The sequence below is a fragment of the Mycobacteroides sp. CBMA 271 genome, from assembly GCF_009729205.1.
Classification (GTDB): domain Bacteria; phylum Actinomycetota; class Actinomycetes; order Mycobacteriales; family Mycobacteriaceae; genus Mycobacterium.
The window spans coordinates 340,700-357,608 of record NZ_VTHB01000005.1 but is presented as its reverse complement, the minus strand read 5'-3'; the positions used below and the strand labels follow the sequence as shown (position 1 = coordinate 357,608).

21 protein-coding genes are annotated in these 16,909 nt (G+C 64.3%); 8 read left to right on the top strand and 13 right to left on the bottom strand.

Annotation, left to right across the window (positions count from 1 at the left end; genetic code table 11):
• Positions 1–37 precede the first annotated feature (37 nt).
• The 6 genes from FZI91_RS15500 to FZI91_RS15475 form a co-directional block, all read right to left on the bottom strand.
• Positions 38–331, bottom strand: a complete 294-nt coding sequence (locus tag FZI91_RS15500) for a barstar family protein (RefSeq protein WP_155939864.1) — start codon at positions 329–331, stop codon at positions 38–40.
• Positions 328–711, bottom strand: coding sequence for a ribonuclease domain-containing protein (locus FZI91_RS15495; protein WP_155939862.1), 384 nt, complete (start codon positions 709–711; stop codon positions 328–330). The genes FZI91_RS15500 and FZI91_RS15495 overlap by 4 nt, the downstream gene beginning before the upstream one ends.
• 39 nt (positions 712–750) lie before the next feature.
• On the bottom strand, positions 751–2,337 hold the full coding sequence (locus FZI91_RS15490; protein WP_155939860.1) for a cytochrome bc complex cytochrome b subunit: 1,587 nt from the start codon (positions 2,335–2,337) through the stop codon (positions 751–753).
• Positions 2,338–2,461: 124 nt separating this feature from the next.
• Complete coding sequence (locus FZI91_RS15485) at positions 2,462–3,151, bottom strand: hypothetical protein (RefSeq protein ID WP_162526040.1); 690 nt, start codon at positions 3,149–3,151, stop codon at positions 2,462–2,464.
• 2 nt (positions 3,152–3,153) lie between these two features.
• Positions 3,154–3,870, bottom strand: coding sequence for a TetR/AcrR family transcriptional regulator (locus FZI91_RS15480; RefSeq protein ID WP_155939858.1), 717 nt, complete (start codon positions 3,868–3,870; stop codon positions 3,154–3,156).
• A gap of 19 nt (positions 3,871–3,889) precedes the next feature.
• A complete protein-coding gene (locus FZI91_RS15475; RefSeq protein ID WP_162526041.1) occupies positions 3,890–5,263 on the bottom strand; it encodes a cytochrome P450 in 1,374 nt (457 codons plus the stop codon).
• Between the two features lie 137 nt (positions 5,264–5,400).
• On the opposite strand from FZI91_RS15475, the gene FZI91_RS15470 reads away from it, so the two are divergent.
• A complete protein-coding gene (locus FZI91_RS15470) occupies positions 5,401–6,072 on the top strand; it encodes a TetR/AcrR family transcriptional regulator (RefSeq protein ID WP_162526042.1) in 672 nt (223 codons plus the stop codon).
• Positions 6,069–6,719 (top strand): enoyl-CoA hydratase-related protein, encoded by a 651-nt coding sequence (locus tag FZI91_RS15465; RefSeq protein WP_155939855.1) that lies wholly within the window; start codon positions 6,069–6,071, stop codon positions 6,717–6,719. Before FZI91_RS15470 ends, FZI91_RS15465 begins: the two co-directional genes overlap by 4 nt.
• Here the strand turns inward: FZI91_RS15465 and FZI91_RS15460 are convergent, their stop codons facing one another.
• The 6 genes from FZI91_RS15460 to FZI91_RS15435 are packed head-to-tail and all read right to left on the bottom strand — an operon-like array spanning position 6,720 to position 11,268.
• Complete coding sequence (locus tag FZI91_RS15460; RefSeq protein WP_155939853.1) at positions 6,720–6,962, bottom strand: hypothetical protein; 243 nt, start codon at positions 6,960–6,962, stop codon at positions 6,720–6,722.
• 41 nt (positions 6,963–7,003) lie between these two features.
• Positions 7,004–7,828 (bottom strand): ABC transporter permease, encoded by an 825-nt coding sequence (locus FZI91_RS15455; RefSeq protein WP_155939851.1) that lies wholly within the window; start codon positions 7,826–7,828, stop codon positions 7,004–7,006.
• The gene (locus FZI91_RS15450) at positions 7,825–8,994 is read right to left on the bottom strand and encodes an ABC transporter substrate-binding protein (RefSeq protein WP_162526043.1); all 1,170 of its coding nucleotides are present in this window, start codon (positions 8,992–8,994) and stop codon (positions 7,825–7,827) included. Before FZI91_RS15450 ends, FZI91_RS15455 begins: the two co-directional genes overlap by 4 nt.
• Positions 8,991–9,716 carry an ABC transporter ATP-binding protein gene (locus FZI91_RS15445; RefSeq protein WP_162526044.1) on the bottom strand — a complete coding sequence of 242 codons (726 nt, stop codon included), beginning with the start codon at positions 9,714–9,716 and terminating at the stop codon, positions 8,991–8,993. Before FZI91_RS15445 ends, FZI91_RS15450 begins: the two co-directional genes overlap by 4 nt.
• Positions 9,692–10,741 (bottom strand): acyl-CoA dehydrogenase family protein, encoded by a 1,050-nt coding sequence (locus FZI91_RS15440; RefSeq protein ID WP_155939850.1) that lies wholly within the window; start codon positions 10,739–10,741, stop codon positions 9,692–9,694. The genes FZI91_RS15445 and FZI91_RS15440 overlap by 25 nt, the downstream gene beginning before the upstream one ends.
• Positions 10,738–11,268 carry a DUF4242 domain-containing protein gene (locus tag FZI91_RS15435; RefSeq protein WP_162526045.1) on the bottom strand — a complete coding sequence of 177 codons (531 nt, stop codon included), beginning with the start codon at positions 11,266–11,268 and terminating at the stop codon, positions 10,738–10,740. The genes FZI91_RS15440 and FZI91_RS15435 overlap by 4 nt, the downstream gene beginning before the upstream one ends.
• Positions 11,269–11,358: 90 nt before the next feature.
• On the opposite strand from FZI91_RS15435, the gene FZI91_RS15430 reads away from it, so the two are divergent.
• From FZI91_RS15430 to FZI91_RS15420, 3 genes are read left to right on the top strand one after another with little or no spacing between them, the layout of a single operon-like run.
• Complete coding sequence (locus tag FZI91_RS15430; protein WP_155939848.1) at positions 11,359–11,955, top strand: TetR/AcrR family transcriptional regulator; 597 nt, start codon at positions 11,359–11,361, stop codon at positions 11,953–11,955.
• A gap of 19 nt (positions 11,956–11,974) precedes the next feature.
• Entirely contained in the window at positions 11,975–12,424 is a 450-nt protein-coding gene (locus FZI91_RS15425) for an SRPBCC family protein (protein ID WP_155939846.1), read from the top strand.
• Between the two features lie 60 nt (positions 12,425–12,484).
• The gene (locus FZI91_RS15420; protein WP_155939844.1) at positions 12,485–13,144 is read left to right on the top strand and encodes an MBL fold metallo-hydrolase; all 660 of its coding nucleotides are present in this window, start codon (positions 12,485–12,487) and stop codon (positions 13,142–13,144) included.
• Positions 13,145–13,156: 12 nt separating this feature from the next.
• On the opposite strand, the gene FZI91_RS15415 is transcribed toward FZI91_RS15420, so the two are convergent.
• Positions 13,157–14,647, bottom strand: a complete 1,491-nt coding sequence (locus tag FZI91_RS15415) for an FAD-binding oxidoreductase (RefSeq protein WP_155939842.1) — start codon at positions 14,645–14,647, stop codon at positions 13,157–13,159.
• Positions 14,648–14,722: 75 nt separating this feature from the next.
• On the opposite strand from FZI91_RS15415, the gene FZI91_RS15410 reads away from it, so the two are divergent.
• From FZI91_RS15410 to FZI91_RS15400, 3 genes are all read left to right on the top strand, one after another.
• The gene (locus tag FZI91_RS15410) at positions 14,723–15,496 is read left to right on the top strand and encodes an HAD family phosphatase (protein ID WP_155939840.1); all 774 of its coding nucleotides are present in this window, start codon (positions 14,723–14,725) and stop codon (positions 15,494–15,496) included.
• Between the two features lie 10 nt (positions 15,497–15,506).
• The gene (locus tag FZI91_RS15405; protein WP_155939838.1) at positions 15,507–16,280 is read left to right on the top strand and encodes an SGNH/GDSL hydrolase family protein; all 774 of its coding nucleotides are present in this window, start codon (positions 15,507–15,509) and stop codon (positions 16,278–16,280) included.
• A gap of 63 nt (positions 16,281–16,343) precedes the next feature.
• On the top strand, positions 16,344–16,907 hold the full coding sequence (locus FZI91_RS15400; RefSeq protein WP_162526046.1) for a hypothetical protein: 564 nt from the start codon (positions 16,344–16,346) through the stop codon (positions 16,905–16,907).
• Positions 16,908–16,909 lie beyond the last annotated feature (2 nt).

Sequence of the window (16,909 nt, the reverse complement as noted above, 5' to 3'; positions counted from 1 at the left end):
GTTCCCGCATCGGGGGCCGGCCATTGCGCTATCGGGACTAGTCGTCCTCGGGTAAGCGAAGAGTCGTCAGCGGCACGCCGGCCTCCTCGAAGATCTCCTCGATCGCTGCCCAGTCCTTCTTCCCCACCGCCGACGCGATCTGTGCGACGTTGTGCAGGACGAACCGAAAGGGTTCGTCGTCGGGAGTGCCGAATCCTCCACGCAGGCAATCGACAAGGGCGTCCAGATTGCTGCCGAAGTAGCCACCTGGCCCATTCACCGCGCGCCCGAGCTCGGCGAAGAGGTCTGCCCGCGAATGGATATGGGAGCCGTCTACGACATAGGTCTTCATGCGCCTTCAACCTCACAGAATGACTGGTAGTGATCGCCCGTGTAGTAGACGTGCGGCGGATCGCTGCGCGGGGTGCCGCCGGTGATGATGCGACGGGTACCGCGCGTCTTGCTGCCCGGTGTGCGAACGGTGTACTCGTGGTAGTACCCGCGAGGTTCCGACGGCAGGATGCGTTCACGATTCTGGAACACGACACCGTCGTTTCGCGGATGTGGAAACGGCCCGTCGGCATGGATCAGGTCCAGTGTTGCCGAGGCCTCGGAGGGCAGACTCGACAGCGCGCACCGGGCAATGGTGGCGCGTGCCGGAGTGGGCTCGGTACAGCCGATAAGCACCAGCGCCAGGATGGCGGCACCGACGGCACGCAAACGCTGCGACATGCCTCGACCGTACTGCACGTGCAGCGGTGATCTGCAGAGCTATCGAGATCCTCCCTGTAGCACAGCGAGTTCCGCACGTTGGGCATCATGCTCGGCGTCCGTCAGTGCGCGCTGCTCGTCGGCGGGGTCAGCGAACAGGAAGGAGCCGGTGCCGGGTGCCCCGGCCAGCCCGAGCTTGTTCATCCGCTTCGGCACCGCCGCGCCCTGGTATTCCAACGCAATGGCGTGGCCGTGCTCGTCGGCACCGGCCAGTGGCTGGTGCAGCTCGACGTACTCGCCATGTGGAAGCCGTTTGATGATGCCGGTCTCGACGCCGTGCTCCAACACTGCCCTATCGCTGCGCTGCAGACCAATGGCCCATCTGTAGGCGACGTAGTACACGACTGCCGGCAGGACGACGATGCCGATGCGGCCGATCCACGTCGTGGCGTTCAGGGAGATGTGGAACTTCAGTGCGATCGTGTCGTTCATGCACGACAGGGTGAGCAGGATGTACAGGGAAAAGGCTGCGGCCCCAATGGCGGTGCGGACCGGGGCGTCACGCGGTCGTTGCAGCAGGTTGTGATGTGCGTTATCGCCGGTGAAGCGTCGCTCGATCCACGGCCAGGCGACGATCACCCCGAACGCGAGCATGATGCCCAGGATTCCCCACAGCACCGCGGGGATCGTGTAGCCGAAGGCTGATAGCTCCCAGTCCGGCACGAGCCGCAGCAGACCGTCGGTCCACATCAGGTAGATATCGGGTGGTGACCCGGCCGCCACCTGGGATGGCTTGTAGGGGCCAAGGTTCCAGATCGGATTGATCTGAAGGAGTCCTCCCATGAGTGCCAGGACAGCCGTCACGATGGCCAAGAATGCGCCGGATTTCGCCGCGAACACCGGAACAATCCTCACCCCAACGACATTGGACTCGCTGCGGCGCGGACCAGGAAACTGGGTGTGTTTCTGGTACCACACCAGTGCCAGGTGCACGGCGATGAGCGCGATCATGATGGCGGGCACCAGCAGTACGTGCAGGACGTAAAGTCTTGGCAGGATGACGTTTCCGGGAAAATCGCCGCCGAACAGCGCCCAATGCATCCAGGTGCCGATGATCGGCAACGACATCATGCCCTGGGTGACCACACGAAGTCCGGTGCCGGACAGCAGGTCGTCGGGTATCGAGTAGCCCGCGAACCCCTCCGCCATGGCGAGTATGAGAAGGACCGAACCGATTGCCCAATTGGCCTCGCGCGGGCGCCGAAACGCCCCGGTGAAGAAGATGCGGGCCAGGTGCACCACGATCGAGGCCGCGAAGAGCAGCGCCGCCCAGTGATGGATCTGTCGCACGAACAGGCCGCCGCGTACTTCGAAGCTCAGATTGAGAGCGCTTTCGTAGGCCTTCGACATCTGCATACCGCGTAGCGGCTGATAGACGCCGTTGTAGGTGACCTCGGCCATCGACGGGTCGAAGAACAGCGCGAGGTAGGTGCCCGAGATCAGCAGCACCACGAAGCTGTACAGCGCGATCTCCCCCAGCAGGAATGACCAGTGTGTCGGGAAGACCTTGTTCATCTGTCTTCGTAGACCCGATGACGCGTGATAGCGCGAATCGACTGCACCGGCAAGCTTCGTTGCTTGACCCATAGCTGCTCCTGGGGGAAGAGACTTTGTGCCTACTACGGAGAGTAGTACGTAATTACTACTCGCGGTAGTAGGTATGGCGATCTGCTGTGCTGATCGCCATCCCCGGGCTACTGGTGCAGCGGCGCTAGTTGCGCTGCACCGATTGGTAACGGACGAACCATCCCGGTAGCGCGCCGTACCACAGGGACCAGGCCACCATGGGGCCACCGATGGCAATCACGCCGCTGGCCGCGTTGAGCGGGCCCGAAACGGTGAAGAGTCCCCCGATCGCGCACAGATTTCCAACGATCGCCAGCGCCGAGATGACGACGAGGTATGACGGAAAAATCTTCGTCGCCCGCTGCAGACCGAGGATGGCGGCGAAGTAGGCCACGCCGGCGAATGCGACCGGGGCGGCGATCACGAATCCCGCGACGTGCAGGACGTACAACGCTTCGTCGCTAATTCGGTCGGCGAGCAGGTGAGCGGTTGCCCACACGCCGATCTCAACATTGAAGACCGTCATGAACATCAGTTCTGCGCCAAAGGTTATCCATGCGTACGGCCCCTCCCCCTCCGCGCGTCGGATAACGGTGGTCAGCCATCCAAGCGACCAGATTTGTGCGAAGAAGAACACCGTGAAGGCGACCAGACCCAGGAGTATCCACTGCGACCAGCTGTCGTAGAAGGTTCGCACGGTGCTTTGTTTGGAAGCGTCCGGAAAGACGGAGAGCGCCATGAATGTCGCGACGATGACTCCGGTGGCCCCCAGAACGGCCACGACGTCAACGACTTTGGAGTTCCTGCGAAGAGCTTCGGCATAGCTGCTGGGCACTGTTAATCCTCTCGGTTTGCTGCGGTTGTCTTCATTGTCGGATGATTGGGGATGGCGATGGCACGCACGATTTCGGTGAGATCGTCTGTGAGATAAGGCAATTGGCTCGGGCTATGAGCGGCCAGGAATTCGGTGATCAGCTCGACGCTGGCGGCCACGATGAGGTGACAGAGCCGTCGACTCAAGGCCGGAAGTTGTGGGTCTAGGCGTCTACGTAACTGTCGGTAGCCGGGCGTAATGGCGTCGACGAACTCATCGATCGCCTCGTTGCGGCGTACGCGCACACGGGGGCCCGCGCCGAGGGCTTCGAGATAGAACATCCGCGTCGCAGATGCGTTGGTGCCCATCGTTTCTAGCAGCGCCCGTATCGAATCGCGCACGTGATCGAGACTGGTGGGATGTTCCCGCGAGGTGGTACCCAGTCCAAGCTTCGTCAACAGCGCACCGAGTGTTTGGTAAGCGTCGAGGAACACCGCCTCTTTGGTCGGATACATCTCGTAGAACGTCTTGCGTGATACACCGGCCCTTTGGGCGATGTGCAGGACTGTTGTTGTCGCATAACCGGTTTCCGCGAACAGTTCGATTGCCGCGGCGGAGATCCTGGCGCGCTGCGCGTCGAAGACATCTTTGCGGGACAGCTGGTGACGGTGCCGCGGTAGCTGCCGCGGCACGCCCGCCGTCAACAGGTCCAAGATTGGCGAGGATACCTTGGCGCTCATCTTGTCCGTGTCGATGACATTAGACGCCGGAAGTCTGTGGATTGGGGTGGAAGAGCACCCGTGTTCCGTTCTTGGGCACCAAGACCACGGACTGTCGAACGACTCGTTCTTGTCTCTCGTGAGCGGGCTGGAAATCGCCATGGCGCAACATCGTGTGCAATACAGTCTGCAGCTCTAGCATGGAGAAATTCGCTCCGATGCACCGCTTGATTCCGCCCCCGAACGGTAGCCATGCGTACGTCTGCGGTTTAGCGTCCAGGAATCGTTCGGGCCTGAATTCGTCAGGTTCCGCATATGTTTCGGGGTGATGGTTTATCGCGTTGATGTGGACCACAATGTGCGTGCCGGGCGCGACGGTGTGATTACCCATGCGGAATGGGGCGGCGGCATAGCGGCCGGTGAAGGGCACCGGGGGCCGCAGCCGCAACGTTTCGTTGATGACCGCCGTCGTGTATGTCGCGTCGCCATTGATTGCTTCGGCGCGTACGCGGGCGAGACTCGCGGGATGGTGCAGTAGCAGGTCCATGAGCCAAGCAAGTGTGGTGGCGGTGGTCTCATGGCCGGCTAACATCAGGGTGATCAGATCGTCCCGAATTTCGCTGTCCGACAGGCCATTGCCGTCTTCGTCGGTGGCTCGCATTAGCACGGCGAGGACATGGTGCCGCTCCCCCAGCTGTGGGTCTGTGCGTCGCTTGCGGATCAGTGCTCGGACCGTTTGGTCGATGTCGTGATTGACCTTGGCCAACTCCGGCCACCACCGCAATGCGCCTGCTCGACGAAGCGCGTAGCGCAGCGTGACCTGTTCGGATACGCCGAGATCTAGTAGGCGCTCAAACGGGCCGCCAATACGACGAACCTCGACGGGGTCGTCGACGCCGAAGATGACCTTGACGATGACGTCAAGCATCAGATGTCGTGCGGCATCCAGCATCGGGAATGGACGGTCGGTCGGCCACGATCGCATCGCCTTCTTGGTCGCGCGCTCGATCACGGGGGCGTAGCCGTTCAAGGCCGAACCGTGCAGTGGCGGTATCAACAACTTTCGTCGCCTGAGATGCTCCGGTTCCTCCTGGACGAACATCGACCCCGGCCCGTAAATCGCTTCGGCCGGGCCCACCCCCTTGCCGCCGAGGAGAACGTCCGGCGGCGCCGTCAACACCTGCTTGGCCAACCCAGGGTCGGAGACGACCACGATGTCCCCGAAACCGAGAACGGTGGCCTTCATCGCCGGTCCAAAATGTCTGAGAACCGGACGCAGGAGCCGCTCGCCGCCGGCAAGGTAGCCCGCCCCGTACAACGCGCCGAGCAGGCCTTTCAGGCCGCGTGGCTGCGGTAGTCCAGGTATGGGCGTCGAATCGGCCTGCGCTGGTCCGACGTGCAGATCTGTTGCCACCTCAATGTCTCCCGGAATCCTCGCATAATCAGAAACAGTCTGTTTCTCGTTAATGAGAGTACACAGTGATTCTCTAATTTCAAGAAGGTGGGTGCGGCCAGTAGATAGCAGAGCAACTGCTCTGTTATCGTCGGTGCGTGCCGCGCCCGCGCATCCACTCCGTCGACGATCTCCTCGATGCCACTGAGCAGATCGCGGTCCACGCCGGCCCGTCGGCGGTCACGGTGCGGGCAGTTTCGCAGGCGACAGGAGTTTCCAACGGTGCCATCTACCACGCCTTCGGGTCGCGGGGCGCCATGGTTGGGCAGGCGTGGTTGCGTGCCGCTGCACGGTTTCTCGAGATGCAGCGCGCCGCGGTCGATGAGGCTTTCGCGGCCGGCGAGCCCGCTGACACCGCCGCGGTGAACGCCGTCGTTGCGGCCGCCGACGCGCCTGCGGTCTTCGCGGAACGGTTCCCCGAATCCTCGTTACTCGTGCTCGGCGTGCGGCGCGAAGATCTGCTGGGCTCCGACATTCCGCACGATGTCGCCGAAGCCATGGGGGGGCCGGATGCGGCCCTCGTCGCGCTGTTCATGAGATTGTCCCGCGCCCTGTGGGGCCGGGACGACGGCCGCGCGGTCCGGGTCATCGAGGACTGCATCGTGGGATTGCCGACAGGGCTACTGCTGCGCGGCCGTCGCCCTCCCGACGCGGCATCACGATCTCGACTGGAGGCCGCGGTGCGCGCCATCCTTGCCCTAGATCCCCCCCGCCCAACAGCCCGATCCCCAAAAGCGGAGGGCGCCAACATGAAAGGAAATACGCCATGACAGCCTCCCTTGAACTCCAGGACACGATCGCCGTGCTCAATCTCGGTACGGATGAGAACCGCTTCTCCCCCGACTGGCTCGATGCCGTCGACGGCCTCCTCGACGACGTGCTCGGAAGCGCGCAGGCCCTTGTCACCGTGGGAACCGGCAAGTTCTACACGAACGGTCTGGACCTGGATTGGCTTATGGCCCACGGAGATCGAACCGACTGGTACATCGGACGCGTGCAGGCGTTGTTCAGCAGGGTCCTCACCTTTCCGCTGCCCACGGTCGCCGCGGTGAATGGTCACGCCTTTGGCGCCGGCGCGATGCTTGCCGTTGCCCACGACTACCGGGTGATGCGGTCCGACCGGGGCTACCTGTGCTTCCCGGAAGTCGATATCCAGATCCCGTTTACCCCGGGAATGGCGAGCCTTATCCAGGCCAAGGTCACCCCGCAGACCGCGGTCACCGCTATGACCACCGGGCACCGCTACGGCGGCGATGCCGCCGTAGCCGCGGGCCTGGCAGACCGGGCCGCCGCAGAAGACGAAGTTCTGAGTGCCGCGCTCGACCTGGTGAAACCATTGGTAGGCAAGGACAGCGGAACATTGGGCGCCATCAAGTCGACGATGTTCGCGACCGCTATCGCGGCCCTAGGAGCCTGATTACTGCGGAGGGATTACCGGCGGGCGGCAGACGTTGCCCACCGGATCCCACCACCAGCCGTTATCGCACGCCAGCGGAGTCGTCGCGACGGGTGGTCGACAGATGTTGGCGGCCGGATCCCACCACCCACCAGGGCAGTCGGGCACGGCAGAACTGACTGCGGGCGCTATCGCCGCGACCGCCGCGAAGGGGAGCAGTGATCCCGCAGCCGCGATAGCCACCCGGCGGATAAGCATCTTCATTCGGAACACCTCCGAAGATCGGGTATGTAGTGCGTGCGAGCCTACTCCGTCCCGATAGTGCGGCTCCGTATCTCCAGTAGGCGGCGCGCGATGATGTCGAGCCCGTACCCGAGCAGCCCGATGACAAGGATGACCGCAACCACCTGATCGTAGGCGAGTTGGTCGCGTGCGTTCAGGATCTGGTATCCCAAACCCGATCGCACACCTAGCATCTCGGCAGGGACGAGGACCACCCAGGCGATGCCCAGCGCGATGCGCACTCCGGTGTGAATATGCCCGCGCACCGCCGGAAGCACCACCGAGGTAAGGACCTCGATGCGGGTGGCATGAAACGAGCGCGCCACATCCAGGTAGCCGCGCTCGATGCCGTGGACACCGGCGGTGGTGTTGAGCAAGATGGGCCACACTGCCGCCGCGGCGATGAGGAAGATAACGGGCTGGCTCCCGATTCCGAAGACCGCCACCGCGATCGGAGTCCACGACAGGGGAGATACCATCCGCAAGAACTGGATGACGGGGCGCGCGGCCCGTTCAGCGGTGGTGCTTACGCCGAGCAACAATCCCGCCGGGATTCCTATCAGGGCCGCCAGGGATAGCCCGATAAGTAGTCGCCACAGGCTGATTCCGATATCCGGCAGCAGCACACCGCGCTGCAGCAGCGCGGCGACCGCGAGCAAGGCCTTGTCTGGAGCCGTCTGGCGCAGGAGCGAATGCGGCTCACTGAGCACCGAGCTAGCGAGCCACCAGAGTCCGATGCTGGCCCCAATGGCAAGTGAGGGCGGCCAAATCTTGTTCAGCAGCAGCAGTTTCCGGCTGTCATGTGCGCGCACCGGGGCCGTCGCGGGAGGGCGTTCGATGATGCTCATAATGCCTGTACCTGTTCGATTCGGGTGAAATCGGAAGCGATGCCGAACACGTTCGGTCCACCGTGGGCGGCTATCGCCTTGCGAACAAAGGTGTCGTCGACCAGCTCGTCGTGTACCCGCGCCGGATCCAGGCGGTCGAGGAATCCGCGGTCACCATCGACGACGGTGTCGTGCATCGATTCGACGAGTCGCTGCGTAAAGCTCCGATACGGAAATGGCTGGTAGCCCAGACGATGCGGACGCCAATCCGGATGTTTCAGCGGATACGGCGGATTCGGATACGTCAGCGCCGTCTGTATGGCAGGTACGGGCTGCGGCAGGTACTTACCGCCGCCGAGTGCACTCGCCGCGTACTGCCGGTCGGCATCGATACGCAGCTGTGCCGCGACCACTGCATCAGTGACACCCTGAACGGCGGAGGAACGACTGGCGATCACGTCGTCGCGCGTGACGAGTACACAGCACGCATGATCGCGCCAGACATCGCCGAGAAATGTGTGAATCCGCCCAATCTTCTTGATCTGCGCGATGGCATTGAATGGGTCGGCAACGACGTATCCCCCGATGGATCGATTGGCCAGCGCCGGCACCATATCGGAGGGGCTCATCACGACGAGCTCGACGGTGCGCCGGGCCCGCGACGCATTGCTCCTGATCACTGGGCGCAATCCGTGGGTGCGCAACAGCTGTTGCAGCACGATGTTGTGAATCGACCACCAGAACGGAATGGCCACCTGTGATCCCGCGAGATCGTCCAGATGCTCGATATCCGGTGCGACGGTGAGCGCAGATCCGTTGGTGTGATTCCAGCCGAGGACCCGCACGCCGTGCCCGAGCACCTGACGGAGCTGGATCGCCATGGGCATCAACAGATGTGCGATGTCGATCTGGCGCGCCATGAATGCCTCCGCGAGGGCGGCCCAGCTGCGGAACAGCACCGGTTTGGCCGCACTGACCGTGCCGGCGGGAAACAATCCCGAGGAATGTGCCACCAAGAGCGGAGCCGCGTCGGTAATCGGCAGATATCCGATCCGCAGTTGACCAGTGGTATTGGTGGCATCGGTGGTCGCGGCGCGGACCAGTCCCGCAGCGCCGAAAAGACCTGCTGCGGTCGTTATTCCGGCGGCACCCGCCAGCACGGAGCGGCGCGAGGCGGTCGCATTCACTCGGCACCTGCTGCCGGCTGATACTGGACAAGTATCTCTCGGCGTATCCGTTCGTGATGGCTCGCGGAGTCGTCGCCGAGTGACCACTCCTGGCGTATTCGTCCGTCATCGCCGAGTAGAACCACCCGGTGTGCCAGTCGCAGTGCCTCGTCGACGTCATGGGTTACCAGGACCACCGCGACGGCCAACTCGGCGGCTAGATTCGCCAGCCACGATTGCAGATCGGCTCGGGTCGCGGGGTCGAGAGCGCTGAACGGCTCGTCGAGTAGCAGGAGTTTCGGGCGGGTCGCGGCGGCGCGCAGAATGGCGACCCGCTGGGCCTGGCCACCGGAGAGTTGGTCCGGATACCGGTCCGACAGGTGTTGAAGCCCGAAGTGCCTGACCAGATCTTTCACGTAACCGTGGTCGAATCCGTTGCGGTGCAGTGTGAAGCGCTTCGCGAACGCGATGTTCTCGGCAACGGTCAGCCACGGCATCAACAGGGCATCCTGGAACACAACGCCGGTGCGCGGGCGTACCCCATCCGACGTCCAGACGGCCGTTCCCGAAGTCAGTTCCTCCAAACCCGCGAGCACACGCAACAGGGTGGACTTACCGCTCCCGCTGGGTCCCAGGATCGCCAGGAACTCGCCAAACGTGGCATGGATGTCGACGTCGCGGAACGCCACCGTCGACCCGAAATGCAAGGTGGCATTCGTTATTCGTACTGCGTCAGTTCCCACCGCAGTTGTCCTTCCGAGGGTGACTGAATGGGCAGGAAGGCGGCCTCGCGGAAGCGCCGGTTCGCCGCGGTCCCCAGCGCGTATCCGGCACCCCCCGCCAATGTGACCTCCAGCCGCGATGCCTCACCGGCCAGCGCAGCCGCGTCGAGCCGAAGCCGAAGAAGATCGGCGGTACTGGATTTCGACGGAGTGGACGCATAGGAGTAGAGACGTTCTCGTTGCGCGCGATTCCGCTGCGTGAGCTCTTTGAGCTCCATGGCGAACTCCCCGGCGCATACCCCGCGTGCGGTGTGTGCGCCGTGTAGAGCGGCGTCGCTAACCCCGGAGCAGAAGGCGGTCTGCAGCAAGAGAAATGCCGGCCGGATCCGGGCGACGAAACCCTGCAGGTCGGTGCTGATGACGTCCTCGGCGGGGACGTGCACACCGTCGAGGTGCAGGGACGTCGAGGCCGTCGCCGTCAAAGCCATCAGATTCGGCGGCTTATCGATGTGCACCCCCGGTGTGGCCACGTCGACGACCACCACATGGGTGCTGGTATCGGCCATGCGCACCGGGAGCACCATCACGGCATCGGGGAACACGTTGGAGGCCCAACGGATTGGGCCGGTGATGCGCAGCCCATCGCGGCAGGTCTCGGCACGCAGCGGTACCTCCCCCAGCCCCGCAACCTGTTTGAGGCCGGCCGCCATCGCGGTGACTCCGGGGCGGCGCCCACTTCCCAGAGCTGGCAAGTACGCGGCGCGCAAGGATTCCGGAGCAAGATTCAGGTATTCCATGGTCATGCGATGCGCCCAGGCCGAGAAGCCCACGGCCAGGCTGCTACCCGCCACCCGTTCGATCACCTGCACCATCGGTGTGAGGTCTGTACCGGCGAGACCCGCGTCGAAGAGGCCCTCCTCGCCCAGGGCCGCTATGTCGGCGCGCACGTCGGTCTGGCCCGAGTCGAGAGCTGAGGCGCGGGCGGAGACCAGCTCGCCGACACGCTCGAGCACCGCGCCCGAGTCCTTGGCCAGAGCGGCCGTCATAGCGAGATGTCTCCCAGCCCATGCAGTCTGTCGACGGGGGTGTCGACGGCCTGGCGTGCGCGGAGCACAGCAGTCTCATCGGGGGCGTCGTAGAAGCACAGGCATTTGTCCATATCTTCGCGGACATACGTTCGCAAGAAGCTGACCTCGGGCACATCGGCGTACCTGGGTGCTTTGGCCTTCTTGCGGGCAAGGTACGTCTCCATATCCAGGTCGGCGGGCAGATCCCATTCCACCAGGTACCCGGCGACCGGACGCGCGGACTTCAGTTGGTCGAGGTCGGCACCCACCAGACGAACCGGGTGTGGCCCAGAGACCGAATCGGCCCTAAGTGAGTCCGCGTCCAGTAGCGGAGCGTCGCGGTGGAATTCGGCGATGACGAATAGGCGGCGCGCCTCGCGTGTCACCTGCGCTTCGATCAGTTCGCCGCCGTCGCGGTGCAGTCGCCCATCGACCTCCTTGAGGAGTTGGGTGGCATCGATGTTGTCGGCGGGGTCGAGGGCGATCTCGTAGAGGTGCAGCGTCACGGAACTCTTCCTTCTTCGGTGGGCGACACCAAGACCGTCGCATGGACAGACCGGTCTGTCTATGGGGCTTGGTTGAGTTACCCTGCTCGCATGAGCCCCATGTCAGCACCGCCGGCCGCCGAGGCCGTTTCGACTGCCCGTGTGCTCGGTCCCGCCGATCGGCTGTTGCGTGCGGCCTCGGATCTCTTTGCAATGCAGGGTATTCGCGCGGTTGGGATCGATCAGATCCTGCGTGAGGCGGGCGTTGCCAAGGCGAGTTTGTACAGCACCTACGGGTCAAAGGATGCACTCGTCATCGCCTATCTCGAAGAATCGGATCAGCGCGATCGGAACCGGTGGAATGACGCCGCGGCGGCGCGGCGTGATCCCACCGCGAAGATCCTGACCTTCTTCGATCTGGCGGCCACGGCGGCGGAAGCGAGGGACTTTCGGGGTTGTCTATACGCCAATGCCGCCACCGAATTCCCCGGTATGGAACTCGAACCAGTACGTGCACATCGTGAGTGGGTACGCACCACCGTGGTGGCACTGCTGCGCGGATCCGGGCGAGCGCGTCCAGACACCATCAGCAGGCAGGTGCAGCTGCTCTACGACGGAGCTCTCACGGCGTCGAAGATTGAGCGATCCGTAGCGCCGATAACGTTGGCACGCAAACTGGCCCGTGAATTGTGTACCGCGAGACCTTGACCTCTGGTTGGATTGGGCCATGACTGAGGACATCAAGGTGGTGTCGGCGAGCCGCGATGTGGACGCACCGGCAGCAGTGATCTTCGAGCTCATCGCCGATCCTGCGCGTCAGCGTGAATGGGATGGCAACGAGAACCTCGGCGATGCCGCCATCGGTCAGCGCGTGCACGGCGTCGGCGGCGTGTTTGTCATGAGGTTGACCACGGGTGCCGATCGGGAAAATCGGATCGTCGAGTTCGGCGAGGGGCGCCTGATCGCCTGGCTTCCCTCGGAGATAGGCGGGCGACCGCCCGGGCATTTGTGGCGCTGGGAGCTGCAACCGCTTGGCGACGCCCGTACTCGGGTCACTCACACCTACGACTGGACGAACCTCACGGATGAGAAACGGCTGCCCCGCGCCCGTAGCACCACTTCGGAAAGGCTGCAGGACTCGGTAGACAGACTCGCTGCGCTGGCCGAGCAGTCGTAGCTCAAAAAACTGGGCGCCTAGGCTTGACCTCAAGTTAACTTGAGGTTGAACACTGGGCTCATGGCCACGAAGACACCGAATCTGCACCAAATCCGGCCCGATCTGTGGGAGACCAGGACCTACACTCCCTTCCCCGGTCTGACCACGCACGCCTACCTGTGGACCCGCCCCGAGGGGAATGTGCTCTTCTACAGTCCGGCCACCGATGCCGATTTCGGGGCCATCGCAGAGCTGGGTGGGGTTGCCCACCAGTACCTGTCGCACCAGGACGAGGCAGGCCCGATGCTGGCGGTCGTGAAGCAGCGTTTCGGGTCGGCATTGCACGCATCGGCCAAGGAACAGACCGAGATCGGTGAGCATGCCGAGCTCGACGTCGCCACCGACGAGCGCCACGTCGATACCAACGGCGTGGAAGTGATACCCACACCCGGACATTCGAGAGGCAGCACAAGCTATCTGGTGACCGGCGCCGGCGGCGACAAATACCTCTTCACCGGAGACACCATGTTCCCGACCGAGGGCGGGTCGTGGTCGACCTTCCTGGTACCTGGGCGAGGCGATGCGGACGAACTCTCCGCGAGCCTGGAGCTGCTCGGCAGTCTGGGCCCCGACGTCGTCATCTCCAGTGCCTATGGCGGGGATACCGCGGTGTACGAACTGCCCGACGGCCGCTGGCGCGACCTCATCGCGCAGGCGCAGCAGAGCGTGCGGCGCGACTAGGTGTACTGACAGCTAGGGCCGGACGGCCTGCGGAAAGCCGAAGACCCCGTTCGGATCGTACGTCGAGGCAATCTGCCGCAGCCGCGGCAGATTGCCTTGGTAGTAGGCCGAACCCCAGTCGGGCATGCGCGGGTCGATGTAGTTCACATAGGCGGCGCTGCCGCAGATCTCGCCGAGCCGGTCGCGCGCCTCGTCCACGCGGTGGGACGCGGTCGTGGAATCCGTCCCGACGCCGTGGTAGATCTGGATGGACGCGGCGGCCTGTCGGTGCGGGAAGGCGGTGGCGTCAGCGGGAATTCGGCGCACCGCCCCACCCAGGCTGTCGAAGATGAGCGTGAGGCCGGGTGGGCCGGTGAGGAGTGCCTCGATCCGTGTGGTGTCCACGCCGGAGTTGGGGACCATTCGTGAGGACGCCACGAAGGCTTCCCGCTGCAGTTGCCCGGGCGCGGCGCCTGTCCACGATGGATGGCATTGAGCCACGGTGAGTGTGGAGCAACCGCCCATGAACATCATGGCGTCAAGGAAGGTCTTCTCGGCATCGAAGCGTTCCACGGGCCTGATACCGACGGCGCTGCTGAGATCGTCGATGAGTGCGCGTGGATGCGTGGTTTCGGCGATACACCCGACGATCCTGCACTGCGGTGTGGCCCCGCCGATGGAGTGCAGGGTCGTCCACAACTCATCGGGTGCATCGGCCATGAATGTCAACCACCCGTGCATGATCGCGGCCGTATCCCCCGGCGCGTAATCCAGGGTAAACACCGTCAGATTGGTGGAGGGCGCGGTGGCGAAGGTGAACTCCGTTGCCATGCAGAAGTTCCCGCCACCGACTCCGCGGATTGCCCAGAACAGGTCCGGTTCGGAATCCGCCGACAGGACGCGGATTTTGCCGTCAGCGGTTACCGCGCGCGCCGAGACGAGCTGGTCGCAGGTGAGCCCGAACTTTCGGGTGAGCACCCCTATTCCGCCCCCAAGGGTCAACCCCGCGATCCCCACGGTGGGACAGGATCCGCCTCCGAGCATCCGGCCGGCGTCGGCGATACCCGCGTACACGTCGATGAGTCGCGCGCCGGCCCCCACCACTGCCAGCGGCCCGGTCACCGAGACCGCGGACATGCGCCCCAGGTCGACGACCAGACCGTCATCGGGGATGCAGTACCCGGCATAGCTATGTCCGCCAGCACGTGCCGCAAGAGGAATCGAGGCGTTCGACGCGAACTCGACACATCGCGCCACGTCCTGTTCGGAGGTGCAGAAGGCCACCGCGCCGGGGCGATTCACGTCGAACAGTGGATTGAATGCCCAACTTGCCTCTGGCGCCCCGGCTTCCCCGCGCACCACTAGGGATCCGGATATCTTGCTACGCAGGTCTTCCCATCGCGGGGCAACGGGCGTGTCCGGGGATTTACGTCGAGAACACCCTGCGATCGTCGCCCCGCCCAGAGTCAAGGCCACCGCGGCGGACAGCACGGTACGCCGGCTAATCGGCGGTGGTGTCATCATCGGCCTCCTGTCAACAATCCCCCATCCTGTCGCTTTGAGCGGGCGGGCGTGCCGTACCCCGGTAGATTGACCCACATGACGGTGAGCCCGGCACCTGATCCGGCCGCAGACATCGCGATCAGCCCCGCCGGGCCGCAGGTTGGAGCCTTCTTCGACCTCGACGGCACCCTGGTGGCCGGATTCACCCCGACGGCGCACGCCCGTGATCGCATGCTCCGCCGACAGGCAAGCGTTGGAGAGATTCTCGGCGTGCTGGAGGCCACCTTTCGGTACAAGTTGGGCCGCATGGAGTTCGAGCGCCTGGTGGTGCGCGCGGCCGGATACCTACGCGGCGACCCGCTCACCGACCTAGAGGACGTCGGTGAGCGAATCTTCCACCAGCACAACGCCTCAATGATCTACCCTAAGATGCGCGAACTCGTGCAGGCACACCGGAGGCAGGGGCACACCGTGGTGCTCAGTTCCTCGGCGCTAACCATTCACGCCGAGCCGGTGGCGCGCGACCTCGGGATAGCCCATGTGCTGTGCAACCATTTCGACGTCGACGCCGATGGATTGCTCACCGGCGGAATACGCAAGCCCATCGTGTGGGGGCGCAACAAGGCGACCGCGGTCAAGCGTTTCTGCGAATCCAATGATGTTGACCTGCAACGCAGTTACTTCTATGCCGACGGTGAAGAGGACGTCGACCTCATGACCCTGGTCGGCGCACCCTGCCCCGTCAACCCCCGTGGCAGGCTTGCCGTCATGGCAGCCGAACACGGCTGGCCCGTCCTGCGATTGGACGATCCGAGGCCACGTGGGATGGGCGCATCACTGCGCCGTTTCGTGCACCTGGCTCGGCGATAGGCTTGCGGGCATGACGGGGCGCTATGTGGCACTGGGAAGTTCGATGGCGGCCGGGCCGGGTATTGCACCGCGTGCGGCTGGCTCACCGCGGCTGGCCGGGCGTTCGGCGCGCAACTATCCTCACCTGGTCGCCGAGCGCACAGGCCACGGCCTTGTCGACGTCACCTACTCGGGCGCAACCACCGCGCACATCCTGAGTGATCCCCAACACACCGCGCCTCCCCAGATCGACGCCCTCGACGGCTCCGAGGAATTGGTGACCATAACCATCGGCGGCAATGACGTCGGCTACGTGCCGTTTCTGATGGCGGCCTGCCTGCCGCGCATCCTGACTCACCTGCCGGTCGTCGGCGGAGCGCTGCGCGACATCCTGGACCCCGGCGCGCGGGATGCCGCTCTGGCCCAGATCGGCGTGTCCCTGCGTACCGTCGGTCAACAGGTACGACACCGCGCACCACACGCCCGGGTGTTTTTCGTCGACTACCTATCGCTGCTGCCCCCACCCGGCGAATCCGCGCCGCCGTACACACGCGCCGAAGCCGATACGGGGCGGCACCTTGCGACCGAACTTGCCGCCGCCACCGCGGCGGCGGCGCGAGACACTGGCTGCGAGATGGTCGCGGCATCGGCCGCAAGCTCCGGCCATCACGCCTGGTCGGCGCGGCCGTGGACCACCCGCCCCGGACTTCCCTGGCCGTGGCGAGCGGCGCCGCTGCACCCCAACGCAGATGGGATGGTGGCGGTCGCCGATCTCGTCATCTCCGCATTAGACACAGCGTTTTAGACGCGACGTTCAAAGCTTGAGGTTCCGTGATGACCGCCCGTGCCGCATTGCAATACTGACCGGGTGCGCACACGTCGTCTGTTGATCGTCCTCGCCGTCGGAGTCGTCGCCGGAATCGGATTCGCGAGCCCGGCCTCGGCCGTCGCGCCGCCGGCAGACGGGACATACCGGCTGATCGAGCAGGGCGGCGGCGAGGTCGCCTGGAAGCTGTCCTCGGTGTGCGTCCAAGCATCGGGCACTCGCATCCAGTCCGACTACACCGATCCCACCATCCAAACCGAGGGATGCACGCTCAACGTCACCAGCTCGACCCCGGACATGCTCAAACACAGCGACAAGATCCAGAACTACTCCACCAGGGCCAAGATCTCCGACGGACAATGGACATTCATCCAGGCCCAGCCGCAGGGCATGACCTGCCCGGACGGCTCCTTCGCGCCCACGCAGGAGAAGTTCGTCCTCAACGACGAGACGATGACCGGGGTGCACACCACCATCCACAGCGCCGTGTGCGGCGGCCAGCCCGGACTGACCAGGACGCCCTTCAGCCTGCAGTTTGTGGCACCGCCCGGCACACCCGTCGAACGCTTCCCGCTGTACTGCGACGGATTCGCCCACTGCTGGTGACC